The sequence below is a fragment of the Salegentibacter sp. genome, from assembly GCF_036568425.1.
Lineage (GTDB): Bacteria > Bacteroidota > Bacteroidia > Flavobacteriales > Flavobacteriaceae > Salegentibacter.
The window spans coordinates 62,641-77,182 of record NZ_DATCSO010000008.1 but is presented as its reverse complement, the minus strand read 5'-3'; the positions used below and the strand labels follow the sequence as shown (position 1 = coordinate 77,182).

The 14,542-nt window shown below is 40.7% G+C and carries 11 protein-coding genes and 3 tRNA genes; 7 read left to right on the top strand and 7 right to left on the bottom strand.

Going from position 1 to position 14,542, the window contains the following annotated elements:
• The first annotated feature begins 79 nt into the window (after positions 1–79).
• From VIM94_RS01285 to VIM94_RS01255, 7 genes are all read left to right on the top strand, one after another.
• Positions 80–154: transfer RNA gene (locus tag VIM94_RS01285), tRNA-Val, on the top strand.
• 125 nt (positions 155–279) lie between these two features.
• Positions 280–354: transfer RNA gene (locus VIM94_RS01280), tRNA-Val, on the top strand.
• Positions 355–859: 505 nt separating this feature from the next.
• A complete protein-coding gene (locus VIM94_RS01275; protein WP_332037481.1) occupies positions 860–2,143 on the top strand; it encodes an L-lactate MFS transporter in 1,284 nt (427 codons plus the stop codon).
• A gap of 49 nt (positions 2,144–2,192) precedes the next feature.
• Positions 2,193–4,433: a formate C-acetyltransferase gene (gene pflB / locus VIM94_RS01270; RefSeq protein WP_332037480.1), complete on the top strand. Its 2,241-nt coding sequence runs from the start codon at positions 2,193–2,195 to the stop codon at positions 4,431–4,433.
• Positions 4,434–4,539: 106 nt separating this feature from the next.
• The gene (gene pflA / locus VIM94_RS01265; RefSeq protein WP_332037479.1) at positions 4,540–5,328 is read left to right on the top strand and encodes a pyruvate formate-lyase-activating protein; all 789 of its coding nucleotides are present in this window, start codon (positions 4,540–4,542) and stop codon (positions 5,326–5,328) included.
• 83 nt (positions 5,329–5,411) lie between these two features.
• A complete protein-coding gene (gene hemG, locus VIM94_RS01260) occupies positions 5,412–5,963 on the top strand; it encodes a menaquinone-dependent protoporphyrinogen IX dehydrogenase (protein WP_332037478.1) in 552 nt (183 codons plus the stop codon).
• A gap of 101 nt (positions 5,964–6,064) precedes the next feature.
• Positions 6,065–6,139 (top strand) — tRNA-Val (locus VIM94_RS01255).
• Positions 6,140–6,309: 170 nt separating this feature from the next.
• On the opposite strand, the gene VIM94_RS01250 is transcribed toward VIM94_RS01255, so the two are convergent.
• The 7 genes from VIM94_RS01250 to VIM94_RS01220 form a co-directional block, all read right to left on the bottom strand.
• On the bottom strand, positions 6,310–7,317 hold the full coding sequence (locus VIM94_RS01250; RefSeq protein WP_332037477.1) for an alpha/beta hydrolase: 1,008 nt from the start codon (positions 7,315–7,317) through the stop codon (positions 6,310–6,312).
• 136 nt (positions 7,318–7,453) lie between these two features.
• Positions 7,454–8,866, bottom strand: a complete 1,413-nt coding sequence (locus VIM94_RS01245; RefSeq protein WP_332037476.1) for a TolC family protein — start codon at positions 8,864–8,866, stop codon at positions 7,454–7,456.
• A gap of 30 nt (positions 8,867–8,896) precedes the next feature.
• Positions 8,897–10,249 (bottom strand): HlyD family secretion protein, encoded by a 1,353-nt coding sequence (locus VIM94_RS01240; RefSeq protein WP_332037475.1) that lies wholly within the window; start codon positions 10,247–10,249, stop codon positions 8,897–8,899.
• On the bottom strand, positions 10,242–11,984 hold the full coding sequence (locus VIM94_RS01235; RefSeq protein ID WP_332037474.1) for an ABC transporter ATP-binding protein: 1,743 nt from the start codon (positions 11,982–11,984) through the stop codon (positions 10,242–10,244). Before VIM94_RS01235 ends, VIM94_RS01240 begins: the two co-directional genes overlap by 8 nt.
• Before the next feature lie 3 nt (positions 11,985–11,987).
• A complete protein-coding gene (locus VIM94_RS01230) occupies positions 11,988–12,665 on the bottom strand; it encodes a TetR/AcrR family transcriptional regulator (RefSeq protein WP_332037473.1) in 678 nt (225 codons plus the stop codon).
• 154 nt (positions 12,666–12,819) lie between these two features.
• Positions 12,820–13,443, bottom strand: coding sequence for a diheme cytochrome c-553 (locus tag VIM94_RS01225; protein WP_332037472.1), 624 nt, complete (start codon positions 13,441–13,443; stop codon positions 12,820–12,822).
• A 127-nt stretch (positions 13,444–13,570) separates the two neighbouring features.
• The gene (locus VIM94_RS01220; RefSeq protein WP_332037471.1) at positions 13,571–14,401 is read right to left on the bottom strand and encodes a universal stress protein; all 831 of its coding nucleotides are present in this window, start codon (positions 14,399–14,401) and stop codon (positions 13,571–13,573) included.
• Positions 14,402–14,542 lie beyond the last annotated feature (141 nt).

The window sequence follows — 14,542 nt, the reverse complement described above, 5'->3', positions numbered from 1 at the left end:
GCTGAAATAATTTGATTTTTTTTGTTTTTTCTTGGTGCAATAGAAAAACTAATCTATATTTGCATCCGCATTAAAGAATGGGCGCGTAGCTCAGTTGGTTCAGAGCACTTGGTTTACACCCAAGGGGTCAGGGGTTCGAATCCCTTCGCGCCCACTACCATTCACAAGGCTTCCATTTATGGAGCCTTTTTTAATGAAAATCAGGTCGGGTGGTATAGAGTATCCCGGTCTTGCATCGGGAGAATCAGCCATGAAAATCCCGAATTTATTGAAAAATTAGGGCGCGTAGCTCAGTTGGTTCAGAGCACTTGGTTTACACCCAAGGGGTCAGGGGTTCGAATCCCTTCGCGCCCACATAACGGAAAAGGTTTCTAGTTTCAGAAACCTTTTTTTTATTTCATGATTTATAGCTCAATTATTTAAGAGGATCCTGATTTTACAGGATCAATCCTTTTTGTTATGTTCGAATAGATGTCAATCTTTGTAAGAAGAATCCTGCATTTTTCACTCTTCTAAATCTAAACACTTTTATTTTTCCCTGAAGTATTCTGTCTCAGAATCAATAGTTCGGGATTAAACGGAATGTGTCAAAATATCCAACCGGAAGTACTGTTTTACACGAACTGTCTCATACCAAAATTTGTTGACGACACGATCTGTATTTAGCCTTTTATATCTAAAGGGTAACTCGAGATGGAATTTCTTTTATGCTGAAAACGTTATAGTTAATAACTATCTCGACTTGCCATTCTTAACCTGACCATCCTCATATTTTCCAGTCTTTTTCCGCTGTTAATTTGTTCACAGATTGAGGTTCATTAACCAAAATCAGAAAAATTAAAACTCTAATAAAAGAATCATGGGAAAAGAAAAAAACCGTTGGTTGATCGCTGCTTCAGCTGTAGGAATTCATATCTCTATCGGCTCAGTTTATGCCTGGAGTGTTTACACTAAACCTTTGATCGAGCAGTTTGGCTGGGAGCTTAGTGATACTCAGTTCACCTTTAGCCTTGCCATATTTTTCCTTGGTATTTCTGCTGCCTTTCTAGGTCATTATCTCGAAAAGAAAGGACCGAGAAAATCTGGAATACTTGCAGCTATCTTTTTTGGAGTGGGAATTGCTGGATCGGGACTCGCCATATATCTTGAATCCCTTTACCTGCTATACCTGTTTTATGGAATCTTTGGAGGTATTGGATTAGGTCTGGGGTATATTACTCCGGTATCCACTCTTATTAAATGGTTTCCTGATCGTCGGGGACTGGCAACAGGTCTTGCCATTATGGGCTTTGGATTTGCGGCACTCATCAGTAGCCCCATCATAGTCTACCTTATCTCTGCAGTTGGTATCGCCAATACCTTCTTTATAATGGGTGCTGCCTATTTCCTTATTATATTTGCTTCGTCTCTTTACCTGGCTCCTCCACCTAAAGGTTGGTTGCCGGAAGGTTTTAAGGCTACAATAGCTTCGGGGAAGAAAAAGATCAAGGGAGATTTATCGCAACTAACGGCAAACCAGGCCATAAAAACAAGACGCTTTTGGTATTTATGGCTAATGCTTTTTATCAATATATCCTGCGGTATCGCCATTATTTCCGTGGCCTCTCCAATGGCCCAGGAATATGCCGGACTTACGGTTATTTCAGCTGCTACTATGGTTGGAATCATGGGGTTGTTCAATGGAGCGGGCCGCATTGGCTGGGCTACTTTTTCAGATAAAATTGGACGACCTGCCATGTATACAGTATTTTTCGCAATCCAGATCATTGCCTTTTTTACTCTTCCCGGAATTACTAATGCATTTCTTTTCCAGGCAGTTATCTTCCTGATTATGTCTTGCTACGGGGGAGGCTTTGCTACCATTCCTGCTTATATAGGCGATGTTTTTGGCACAAAACAACTTGGAGCGATACACGGTTATATGCTTACCGCCTGGGCCGCTGCCGGGATGGCCGGACCTTTGTTCGCCGCCTGGTCACGTAGCGTTACTAATAGCTATAATGGAACACTTTACTTTTTCGCCGGACTCCTGGTTGTTGCTTTTGGCTTGTCTTTGTTAACCCAGAGAGAAATTAAAAACCTGAAAAAGTCATCTAAGAATAGAGAAGATCTTGTTGCAGAACAGAAACCTGATTTTGTATAGTATAAAGTGTAATTACAAAAAGAATATATAACCTATAAAATTAAACACTATGATAGACGTGTCTGACAAGGTGCTTGCTTCACCGGATGAGGGAGTTTGGAACCAAAAAATTGATGTGAGGGATTTCGTACTTAGAAATATCAGTCCTTACTACGGAGATGCTTCCTTTCTTTCGGGAGCTACCGAAAGAACAAAAGAGTTGTGGCAAATCTGCCTGGCTGCTATGAAAGAAGAGCGCTTAAACGGCGGATGCAGATCCATTGACACGGAAACTATTTCGGGCATAACCAGCCATGGACCAGGCTATATTAAGAAAGACCTGGAAGTAGTGGTTGGTTTACAAACAGACGAGCTGCTGAAAAGAGCCATGAAACCCTTCGGTGGGATTCGGGTAGTGGAAGGTGCTGTTGTAGAAAAAGGATTAAAAGTAGCCGATTGGGTAACAGAACTATTCAACTATACTAAAGATCATAACAACGCAGTTTTCTCCGCATATGATTCTGAAATTAGAGATTACCGGTCTAATGGGGTCCTAACCGGATTACCCGATAATTATGCCCGCGGAAGAATAATAGGGGATTATCGTCGTTTGGCTCTTTATGGCGCCGATCGTCTTATCGAGGTGAAGCTGGCCGATAAAGCTGCTATCGAAGGTGAGATGGATGATTACAAGATTCGCCTTCGCGAGGAAATAAACGATCAGATCGTAGCTTTAAAAGATATTAAGAAATTAGGGGCTTTATATGAGCTCGAACTTGGTCGCCCCGCTCAAAACGCACAGGAAGCTATCCAGTGGGTGTACATGGCCTATCTGGCTGCTGTAAAAGAACAGGATGGTGCTGCGATGTCCCTGGGGAATGTTTCTTCTTTTCTCGATATTTATTTTGAAAGAGATCTTACCAACGGAATGATTTCTGAAGAAGAAGCTCAGGAGATGGTTGATCAGTTTGTGATGAAACTCCGAATGGTGCGCCACCTTAGACCAGGCGCTTATGATGATATCTTTGGAGGTGATCCTACCTGGGTTACTGAAGCCATTGGTGGACAGTTTGAAGACGGAAGGACCAAAGTTACCAAAAGCTCATTCCGATTCCTGCAAACGCTTTATAATCTTGGGCCGTCCCCGGAGCCAAACCTTACTGTACTGTGGTCTGAAAATCTTCCCGAAGGCTTTAAAAATTTCTGTGCTAAGGTTTCTATTGATACTTCTTCCATTCAGTATATGAATGACGATATGATGAGGGAATACCGGGGCTCAGATGATTACGGGATTGCCTGCTGTGTGTCTCACCAGGACCTCGGAAAAAGGATACAGTTCTTTGGTGCACGAGTGAATTTACCAAAAGTTCTTTTAATGGCCCTTAATGAAGGTCGTGAGGAAACTTCAGGAAAAAAGATTCTTAAAGATATTGCCCCTGTGGAAGGAGAATACCTTAATTATGATGAGGTGATGAAGAAATTCAGACCTGCGATGGCTGAAGTGGCAAGGGTATATTCCAAAACTATGAATATCATCCACTATATGCACGATAGGTATTATTATGAAAAAGCCCAGATGGCATTAATAGATTCCGATCCTGGTATTGATATGGCTTATGGTGCTGCGGGAATTTCCATTATCGCCGATTCTTTATCGGCCATAAAGTATGCCCGTGTTAAACCAATTCGTAATGAGGACGGACTTACAGTAGATTTTGAGATCGAGGGAGATTTTCCCAAATTCGGAAACGATGATGATTGGGTAGATACTATTGCAAAAGATATTTCTCATACTTTCTTTACTGAACTGGCCAAGCATAAATGTTATAAAAATGCGGCGCCATCCATGTCCCTGCTAACCATTACTTCTAATGTTATGTACGGTAAGAAGACAGGAGCTACTCCAGACGGAAGAAAAGCAGGTGAAGCTTTTGCTCCGGGAGCAAATCCAGTACACGGGCGCGATACCCACGGGGCCATAGCTTCCTTAAATTCGGTTGCTAAACTTGATTACCGTGATGCGATGGACGGGATTTCCAATACTTTCTCTATCGTACCTAAGTCTCTGGGTAGTGATCCTAAAGATCAGGTAGGTAACCTGGTTAGCCTTCTGGATGGATATTTCCTGAATAAAGGTCATCACCTTAATGTAAATGTTCTTAACCGGGAAACTTTGATGGACGCCTATGAGCATCCGGAGAACTATCCGCAGTTAACAATCAGGGTTTCAGGATATGCGGTTAATTTCATCCGCCTGTCCAAAGCACATCAGCTGGAAGTGATCACTAGAACCTTCCACGAAAGAATGTAAGATTCAAGTGTTGCGTATTGGGTACCCGGTACCGGATTGATTTTTTCCAAAAAGAATCATTTCTGTGCCGGTGCTCAATTCTCAATTACTCCTGAAAAATCAAAAAATGATCAAAAACGGAATGCTTGTTCCCCAGGAGGCTGCACAGCTCAATGAAGGAACACCAGATCAACTTAGAATACACTCTATAGAGAGTTTCGGAACTCATGACGGTCCCGGGATCAGGATGGTAGTATTCGTGCAGGGCTGCCAGTTTCGTTGTCTCTATTGCGCCAATCCCGACACTATGGATGTTAAGGGAGGTAGTTTTATAGAAATTGAAGAAATAGTAGAACGGGCGATCCGTCAGAAACGCTACTTCGGAAAATCCGGAGGTGTAACCGTTTCGGGTGGTGAACCTTTGCTGCAGCGGAAACCCCTGAAACAACTCTTCAGGAGACTGCACGAGGAAGGAATCAATACAGCCCTCGATACCAACGGCAGACTTATCGATAAGCAGACAGCAGAACTGTTGGAGGAAACCGATCTTTTAATGCTGGACGTAAAGCATTTTAATGAAGAATGGCACCGGAAGCTAACCGGTCTCACAAACAAAAACACCTTCAAGGTGGCTGCACATCGGGAAGAAACCGGAAAACCAATGTGGTTGCGCTATGTATTGGTGCCCGGCTGGTCCGATCAGGAGGAGTATTTGCACCAACTCGGGCAATTTTTTATGGATTATAAGCAAATTGAGCGAATTGAAGTGCTGCCATACCATATGCTGGGAGTGCATAAATGGGAAGCCTTGGGAATGGAATACAGGTTGAAGGGAATTGAACCTCCAACTCAACAAAAACTTGATGCTACAGCCGGAATCCTAAAGAAATATTTCAGAGAGGTGAGAGTAAATTAATATGGCCAGCCCAATAATTATTAATAGAAAATAAAAGACCTGAATCCGGTTTTCTTTTTTTATTCAGGTAAATTTGGGGTACAATGGGAAAAAAGATTGGTATCATTTACTCCAGTGTGGATGGGCAGACTAAAAAGATTTCCGAAGCCTTACTGCACCAAATACGAGGGCAGCATATGGAGGCTACCTTGTGGTCTATAGAGGACTTCAAGGAAAAGGTGACTGATTTTGATCTCCTGATTATAGGTGCAAGTATTCGCTACGGAAAACATAATATCAGGGTGCGGGAATTTGTTTCAAACAACAAAGAAAAGCTTGACAAGGTGATCACCGCCTTCTTTTCTGTAAACCTCGTGGCACGCAAAGAGGAAAAGAACTCCCCCGATACCAATCCCTACCTGATCAAATTTTTAAAAGAAGTTGAATGGGAACCAGACCTGCCTGCTGTATTCGCGGGTAAATTGGATTATAGGGCTTATTCTTTTTTAGACAGGATCATGATAAAACTCATTATGAAACTCACTCACGGTCCCACAAAGACGGAAAAAGCCATAGAGTACACAGATTGGAAAAGAGTAAGAGATTTTGGGGAGCTGGTGCTCACCAGACTTGAGAGAGGCCCCCGTCAGAATTAAGATTGTTTTTTATTTTTTATAGAAAGGATTTTTTCAAAAGTACTATTGCAAAAAAATGCTGTAAAAAGATTTTAAATCTTATTTTTACTTCAGAATAAAAAGGGTGATTAGCTCAGTTGGTTCAGAGCACTACCTTGACAGGGTAGGGGTCACTGGTTCGAATCCAGTATCACTCACAAGATTGTTTTTTTAACTTTGCGAACACGGTGTTTGTATAGGAATAATCATCTTATCCCTGGCAAATTGAATTTATTTAATTCTAAGCTTCCCTTAGAAAAGGTTCAAAACTGAAATCCTCAATCAAACCATGCCTATAATAAGTTTCAAAAATACTTATTCGGTTTTTCTATGATTTTGGAATGGTAATACCTAAATCCTCCTTTAGAAAAATCATGATTTCCTTCTCCACGCTTTTAATGTCCTTAGATTTGATATCGCTCCCAATAAAGTGCGTCTCAGGAGTGCTAAGCGCAACAAGTTTTTTTAAAGAATCTGCTGTCGAAAAGGCTTCGTGAACTTCAGGAAAAGTGCTTACCTCGACATGATTATCTTTCTGAAAGTAATTCTCTTTGTAATAAAGCGTTAAAACCGGGCAGCTTACCCTGGAAAAAGTTTCCGGTTTCATCGTAGATCCCACTAATATTTGTAGGTCCACCAGTGCCTTAGAGGGGTAAATGGTATCCCAATACTTTTCTGCGATTTCCTTTTCGTGCTCAATTATTTTATGCTCCCCAAAGGATACCAGGCTGGCAATTTCGTAACCCCAGGGAGAATTTAATAAAAACGATCCCGCCTGGTCATCTTCGGTGTTGGGTGACAGGTTAATGAGGGCATGAACCCTGTCGGGGTATTCGGCTGCCAGTTTTATAGCCAGGGTGCCGCCTGTAGAGGTGCTCATAATAATGACCTTTTTCCCAATTCTGTTACCTATTACCAATGCTTCCTTTGCGGAATTCCATGCGGTTTCGGGTGTGAAATTTTTTAGGGCCACTTCGGGTTTCAAGCCATGTCCTGCCCATCGTGAAAGATAAATATTGGCATTGAGGCTATCTGCGATATTTATATTCACAGGATAAGCATCGCGGTAACTACCGGCGAATCCATGCAGATATATAATACTGTATTCAGTAACTTGCGGTGATTGATTTTGCCACTTTATACTAGCCTGATTATCTTCTCTAAGAGCCTGTTGAGCTTCTGTTTTTTTGATGTGATCCTCCAGAACTTTCAAATTGGAAGAAGGTATTTCTGGTAGTTTTGATGTATAAACTGGATCTATGGGTTTTGGACCGGAAAAGTAGGTTACAACCAATACCAGGAGAAGAATTAAAATAATCCAGTATCTTTTTTGCATTTGTACTAAATTAAACTTAATATTTTCAGGCTTTTAAATTACACTTTTTAATAACAGCTAACTCCTTTAGCCAGGCTTTTTAGACATAATTCTAAACCCGCGGTTATTTCTATATTAATATTTTCCGAGGCTGATATCATTCCCCGATCAATCCAAACCGGTAAAAGGTTTTTAAACGGGCTATCCGATTCTTTGAAATATACTCAAAGAATTTATTTTGGGCATTTATATAGCTCATCTGCCTGGAATTCACCATGAAAAGTGAACTTTCCCCAGCCATAAACATGCGTCTTTCGCCTTCCAGAAGTCTTCTTGTGTTTTCTACTGTTTGCCTGTATATCTCCAATTGTTCGTTACTGGTCTTCCATTCGTTCAGGGCAGCTTTGGCTTTATACTCCAGGTTGGCACGGTAATTTTTCAGGTCTAGCCGGGCATCAGAGATCTTTAGATTAGCTAATTTAAGCTTTCCCCGTTCCTTTCTTAAAAAAAGCGGCATTTCAAATTCAAGCCCAAAATTGTAGTTGTGTAAGGAATATTCAGCGCTGGGGATCTCGTCTATGCTTTCGGTTAAAACATTATACTTTAAGTTGAGCTCGGGTTTTAATTGTTCCCTGCTCCAACGGCGCTCAATTTCAAGCTGATCTACTTTGAAGCCGCTGCGGCGAAGTTCGGGATGTTGTTCGATAAGGCCTTCAATTTCCCCTAAAAATTTTTCATCAATAGGCACTCCGGTGGCTTCCTGATAGGCCGGGATAGTTCCTTTAGCTATTTCCAGTGGGGTTACACCATCAAGCCACAGGTAAACCGAGATCAGTTCCGAAGCATTTTTAAACTCCAGCCGGGCCTCATTATAGGCTATGCTGTTTTTCTGTACCTGGATTTTAGCCTCGGTGGTGTCAATGGCTGCCACCTCTCCCGCCTGGCTACTTCGGCGAACACCCTCATAACGCTCTTCAGCAATTTCAATGGCTTCTTCATAGGTCTGCATCACCGAATAACTCTCAAACCATTTCCAGTAAGCTTTGCCCGCTTCATAGATAAGTTTGCTAAGCATTAGCTCGCGTTCCATCTGGGTCATTTTTCTATACAGCTGGGCTTTTCTGAGCTCTGCCCGTCTTTCGTCGATAAATAGCCCTTCCCCCAGTGAAATCGAAATTCCACCATACCAAAGCCCGTCTGCGGGAGTCATATTCTGCGGGTTAAGGTAAGCACCTTCATTGAGGTCGTAACCACCCTGGAGTTCTATCCCAAACCAGGTGGGAATCTTTAATCCGCTTTCAATTATGCTATAATATTCGCTGCCTTTAAAATTCTTCTGTTTGGTGTTATTAAAGATTTTGGGATCAAACGCTCCTCTTGCTTGCTGAACATCAGCATCTCCAATTTCCAGTCTATTCTCGGCCTGCCGGGCTACAGGATGATTTGCTTTAACAAGATCGATATATTCCTCAAAAGTGAGAATTTTTTGGACCTCAAATTCCTGTGCCCAAATGGGGGTCACCGGGGAAAATGTAAGTAGTAATAGGAATATATTTTTTAAAAATCTCATCTTCTTTTTCTTAAATAACAGAGGTTTTGTTTACTTCTTTTCTTTATTATGCTCTTCTTTTAAAGGAGCATAGAAATCGGGAGGGAAGCCGTTAATATTTCTCCATAGTTCATACCAGACCGGAACATCTTTGAGCAGCACCATATTTGAGGTTCCTGCGCCTAATCGCAAAGCTTCGGGCCAATCGGGTTGTTCGGGATCTGGGGCGACAAGAACCCGATACTTACCGTTTTTGGTAATAAACCTGTCTATAGCAAAGATCTCACCGCCGTAGGTGCCGTAGCTCTGTTCTGGCCAACCTGAGAAGACAATAGCTGGCCAACCATCAAACTGGACGCGTACTTCCTGACCTTTTTGCAGCAGCGGAAGGTCGATTGGTCGCACATACATTTCTACCGCCAATTCATAATCGGCCGGCATAATGCTTACAATGCGATCGCCCTCCTTTAAATTTTCTCCAATACCCGATTGAATAGCCTGAGTGATATACCCATTAACAGGGGCCGTTATATAGTACATTCCCTGTCTTACCGAATAATTGGTGTATTGGTTCTCCAGTTTGGTGATTTCTGCCTGTGATTCATACATACCGGTAAGGGTAGTATATTTGTCAGATTCAACTTTTGCAACCGCATCCCGATACTGAGCCTGGATAGAATTCAATTCTACTTCAGCATTGATCACCTCATTTTGGCTGGTGAGCAATTTGTTTTGGGCAGATGTCATTTCAGCTTCTTCTTTCCGCATGTTAAGTCTACGGTTTTCAAGGTCGGTGAGGGATTTTAAACCATCTTTATACAAACTCAAAATTCGCTCATATTGTTCCTCAGCAATTTCATAATTTATTATAGCTGCCTGGTAATCCATGCTATCGCTTTCCACCTTTAACCTGGCCTGCCGTGCTTTATTTCGCGCCTGCTGTAATTTTAACTGATTGGTTTCCAGAAGAGCTCCTATCCTGGTGTCAAGAGCTTTGACTTTCTCTTTGTAAGAACCCACAGCCTGTTCTTTGGCATTAAGTTGCTCCCGGGTTCTGTTTAGAAGCTCAGGGTCAAAATATTCATCCTTTATTTCTGAAACAAACATAATAGTATCCCCTTTTTCAACGTAATCGCCTTCCATCACAAACCATTTCTCTATCCTTCCGGCGATAATGGATTGAATGCTTTGAGGCCGGTGTTCTGGCTGAAGCGCGGTTACTTCTCCTTTGCTTCTGATGTTTTGCGTCCAGGGAAGAAACATGCTTATGAAAAGGAGGAGAAAAAATATTGTAATGAGACGTTTTACCCATTTTCCGGATTTACGGCTTTCCACCTTTTCCAGGCTGCTATAGGAAGTATGGTCAACCTTATCGGTTATTTTATTTGATGAAATATTAAGCATCTTCCTGATTTTTAAATTCTTCTGATTCTTTCAGTTCTTCATAGGTACCGGTCCTGGTAATTCTGCCTTTCGAAACAATTGCAATCCGATCACAGCGTTTGGCAAAATGTGCTTCAGTAGAAACCCCTATCATGGTCCAATCCTGTTCTTCAGAAGTAAGAAAGTCTATAATCTCAATTTGTTCCCTGCGATCCAGATTATCAAGAATATCTTCAATGAGCAGGAGATTGGGTTTGCTTACAATGCTTCGGGCTATTAGAAGCTTGGTGATTACACTACGTGAGAATTTATATCCCTGAGGTTCCACAAAGGTGTCGTAGCCTTTTGGAAGGTTCCTGATAAAACTTTTTAGCTTTAGATGATTTACCGCCCATTTTACATTTTCAAAAGGAATATTTTTTCTTCCCATGGTGATATTTTCCAAAACCGAGCCTTCAAACAAGGTTCCCTGAGCAAAACATTCTCCAATCACCGATCTCATATCGTTAATGTTTAAATTGTTAAGGGAAATCCCGTTATAGGAAACCACACCCTCCTTAACTTCATACAAACCTGCAATAAGTTTAAGTAAAGTTGCTTTTCCAGAATTATTTTTACCAGCGATCAGAAACTTTTCCTTCCTTTTAACCGAGAGGGAAATACCTTCCAGGATGTTTGTTTCGCTCTGAGGGTATTTGAAGCTAATAGCTTCAGCTCTTACCTTCATTCCCGGAGAAGTCATTTCGTCTTTTAGATTAATTCCTTCAGATCTTTCCAGTTCAAGGTCGGTGACCTGTCCTATCTTCTCAAGGCCAGTGAGTACATCATAAATTGTTTCCAGACTAACAATTAGTTTTTCCACAGATTCCATTACCAAAAGGATGATGATCTCGGCCGCAACAAACTGACCGATATTGATAGTTTGTTCCATTACAAGGAAACCACCTAGTATTAATAAACTTGCTGCGACAATTACTTTAAAAACTACCATGAAGGAATATTGCCGCATAAGCAGTTTAAAATGGCTCTCTCTGGATTTTAAGTAAGAATTTACATTTTCATTGGCTCTCTCTAAAGGCAGTTCGGTATCACCCGCTAGTTTAAATGAAGTGTTGTTACGACCTACTTCTTCTAACCAGTGAGCGACTTTATACTTGTATTTAGATTCTTCTAAACTGGTGGAAATTCCCTTCTTAGCGGTAAAATGAAAGATGATGTAAATTAAAAACACCAGCAGAACACTGAAGACGATAAATAAAGGATGATACAGGGATAAAAGAATTAACCCAAAAACTACCTGCAGCACAGCCACAGAAAAGTCGATAAGCAATTTTGGTAATCCTTTCTGCACCGTCATAACATCAAAAAAACGATTCATTAATTCAGGTACATAATGCTTGTAAAGAGCCTCCATTTTAATCCTGGGAAGGCGATAGGAGAATTCGAAAGCAGCTTTTGTAAAGATCTTTTGCTGAAGGTTTTCAGTAATTCTAAATTGAAAGATTCTCAAAATTCCTGTAGCCGCTACCCCCAAGACTACAAAAATAATGAGTAATATCCACGAGGTGGTGATCTCACCACCAATAATGAGGTTAACAATAGCTTGTATTCCCAATGGCACAGATAAATAAACCAGTCCGTTAAAAATCGAGTAGATATAAATGTTGATAATTTCTGACTGGTCTGGTTTTAGTAATCGGAAAAGCCTTTTTAATGGACTTGGTTTTTCAGTATTTGTCATTTCGTCTTTGCTCATCTTTTATTTTTGGATAGTGCGGAAGACCAATCCCTTATAAAATTCGGTGATTGCATCCTCTCCTTTAATTATATCGGTTAATCCCGGTAAGTGATCTGCAAAAAAACGTTGGTTGTGTGCGCCTTCAATTATTGTGGATACCAACATGCGAGGATATTTATATTGTGGGTTAATTTCCAGAATAATATCGCTCACCCGACTTACAAGTTTTTTATAGCCGGCATAAACACCCGCCTGGTTTTCCTGGTCGACTTCTTTGGTCAAAAAAACTTTTGAGGATTCTGCTATGATTATATTCTGAAGCTTAGCCTCGTTAATATGAGAGAAACTGCTATCTTCATCAATGGGTTGGGTAAGTAGAATAATGGCTCGGTTAAGCTTCTCTTCAGGGGAGTCGATATTGGTTGTTTTAAATATAAAATGATACTCCAGCCAACTCCAGTACCAAATGGTTAAATATTGCAAGAGTTTATGTTTACTTTCAAAATATCTGTATACAGAGGCCTCTGTGGATTTAATGGTTTTTGCCAACTTCTGAAAAGTAAAATTTTCAAAACCTATTTCCTCGATCAAGTCTATGCTTCCGGTTATAATACGCTTTCCAAGAGGACTGGATTCCGGATCCTTAAGATAACTGTAGGGGTTAACCTGAATGGAAATATTAGAAAGAAAAGTTTTCATAATAGAAATTTGCGCAAATATAATAGTAAAACTATTATTCATGCAAGTTAAACCATTGTTAATCTAATGCTAATTTTGAAAACCTTTGATCGATATCTAATATAAACCGCTGATTACTAGTTGCTATCGGAACGAAATTTTTGTACTGGAATGTTTATAAACTGCTTAATTTCTGAGGAGGAATGGGGGCGGGTACAATATTCTTTACCGGTTCGGTGCTCAAAAAATATTCATACATAGCTCGTAGGTCTTCTTCTTTAAGATTTTTGAAATTTTCCCAGGGCATTGGGGGTAACAGCATTCGGCCATTTGGCTGGCCTTTTAATTTTCCTTGCGTTAGAGAGTGTTTAAACTGCCCAAAACTCCAGTTTCCTATTCCGGTATCATCCGAGGTGAGGTTTGCTGCAAAAGAAACACCCCATGGGCCAACCGTCGCGGTTAGATCCGGGTTCATAAGCATCCAGCCTTTATCCAAAGCGTCCTGGCTTATTGGAGGTAATTCATTAGTGGCCTGGTAGCCGGAAAAAGCCAGTTCTTGAATGTATTCCGGCCCTTGCTCTCCCATACGTTTAGGACTATGACAATCCTGACAACCTATGGTTTTTACAAGATATTCCCCACGGTCTATCAGCTCTTCTTTGCTTAGCGCAGGTTCTTCTGTTTGCTTAGGAGTTTCCTGGTAGTCTTTTTTGGCTTCAGCATCTTTGCAGCTGCTCAATGTACCTGCAAGTAAGATACATATCGGGACGGTGAGGATGGTGGTGAAAATTGGCTTCATAATATTGATTTTGATTAATTAAATCCTAAAAAAATAAAATAGGAAGCCTGATATATTGGGAAACAAGAAGTTTCCATAAAATACCTCGAAAGAAAAATAATTAAAAACCTTTATTTTTTAATCAAAATCAATTTTTTTGGTTAATGCTGAGCACCGGCAGTTCGAAATGATTAATTATGCTTTCAGTAACACCAGGTCGGAATATTTTTTCCAGGCCGGAATGCTGGCGGGTGATTGTGGCGATCATATCTGGTTTCTCTGAAGCAATATACATCCCGATCCCGCGTTCTTCGTTTTTTGCATTATACACTAATCGTTTTTCTTTTACCTCGGTTTGCTCACCCAGGAAAGAATCCATTGCCTGCTCTATTTGGTTGCTCTCCATAAAAGTGTAAGGGGTGTTGATGTAGACGACATCTATTTCTATTCCGATTTTTTTTATCAATTCGAGTATTTCGTTAAAACTCCTAAGCGATTCTTCCTGAAAATCTGAAGCGATCCCTATCTTTTTCATAGGAGCAGATTTATCGCTTTGCTTTACCGAGAGTACCGGAACGGGAGATTGCTTTAACACATTCTGGGTGTTACTGCCCATAAGTTTTTGCATTCCTTTCTCTCCATGGGTGCCCATAACGACAAGACAGTATTTTTCTTTACTGATGTAATTGTGAATTTCTTCAATTCCCTGGTTGAACAGTAATAGAGAATTAGCCTCAACTCCAATTTTTTCGGCCCTGCGTTCCAGTTTTAATAATTCATCTTTTGCTGTGCCAATGGCTACCTTGGTTTCAGGATATAGATTTTCCTTTTCAAGCGAAAGCTTGCTCCAGTCTACCGGAGTGTTCATGAGATGCAAAAAACTCACTTCGGAATTCATCTTTTTCGCGAGTTCCATACCTATATTGGTTGCGTGGTTCGCGCATTCGGAAAAGTCGGTGGGAATAAGTACGCGTTTCATAAAATCTTGAATTTAAATTAAACCAAATCAGTCTACTTAAGTAAAGTTAAAACCTGAAAGCTCAATTTTAAATGATTTAAATCATTTTTAGATTTTGCATTAGCTTCCCGATTTCTTTTTTGATGAAAAGCCAAAAACAGT

Bases quoted from the DNA above. Each gene is read 5' to 3' on its own strand.
- VIM94_RS01275 (WP_332037481.1), top strand. From the start codon at position 860: ATGGGAAAAGAAAAAAACCGTTGGTTGATCGCTGCTTCAGCTGTAGGA.
- pflB (WP_332037480.1), top strand. From the start codon at position 2,193: ATGATAGACGTGTCTGACAAGGTGCTTGCTTCACCGGATGAGGGAGTT.
- pflA (WP_332037479.1), top strand. From the start codon at position 4,540: ATGATCAAAAACGGAATGCTTGTTCCCCAGGAGGCTGCACAGCTCAAT.
- hemG (WP_332037478.1), top strand. From the start codon at position 5,412: ATGGGAAAAAAGATTGGTATCATTTACTCCAGTGTGGATGGGCAGACT.
- VIM94_RS01250 (WP_332037477.1), bottom strand. From the start codon at position 7,317: ATGCAAAAAAGATACTGGATTATTTTAATTCTTCTCCTGGTATTGGTT.
- VIM94_RS01245 (WP_332037476.1), bottom strand. From the start codon at position 8,866: ATGAGATTTTTAAAAAATATATTCCTATTACTACTTACATTTTCCCCG.
- VIM94_RS01240 (WP_332037475.1), bottom strand. From the start codon at position 10,249: ATGCTTAATATTTCATCAAATAAAATAACCGATAAGGTTGACCATACT.
- VIM94_RS01235 (WP_332037474.1), bottom strand. From the start codon at position 11,984: ATGAGCAAAGACGAAATGACAAATACTGAAAAACCAAGTCCATTAAAA.
- VIM94_RS01230 (WP_332037473.1), bottom strand. From the start codon at position 12,665: ATGAAAACTTTTCTTTCTAATATTTCCATTCAGGTTAACCCCTACAGT.
- VIM94_RS01225 (WP_332037472.1), bottom strand. From the start codon at position 13,443: ATGAAGCCAATTTTCACCACCATCCTCACCGTCCCGATATGTATCTTA.
- VIM94_RS01220 (WP_332037471.1), bottom strand. From the start codon at position 14,401: ATGAAACGCGTACTTATTCCCACCGACTTTTCCGAATGCGCGAACCAC.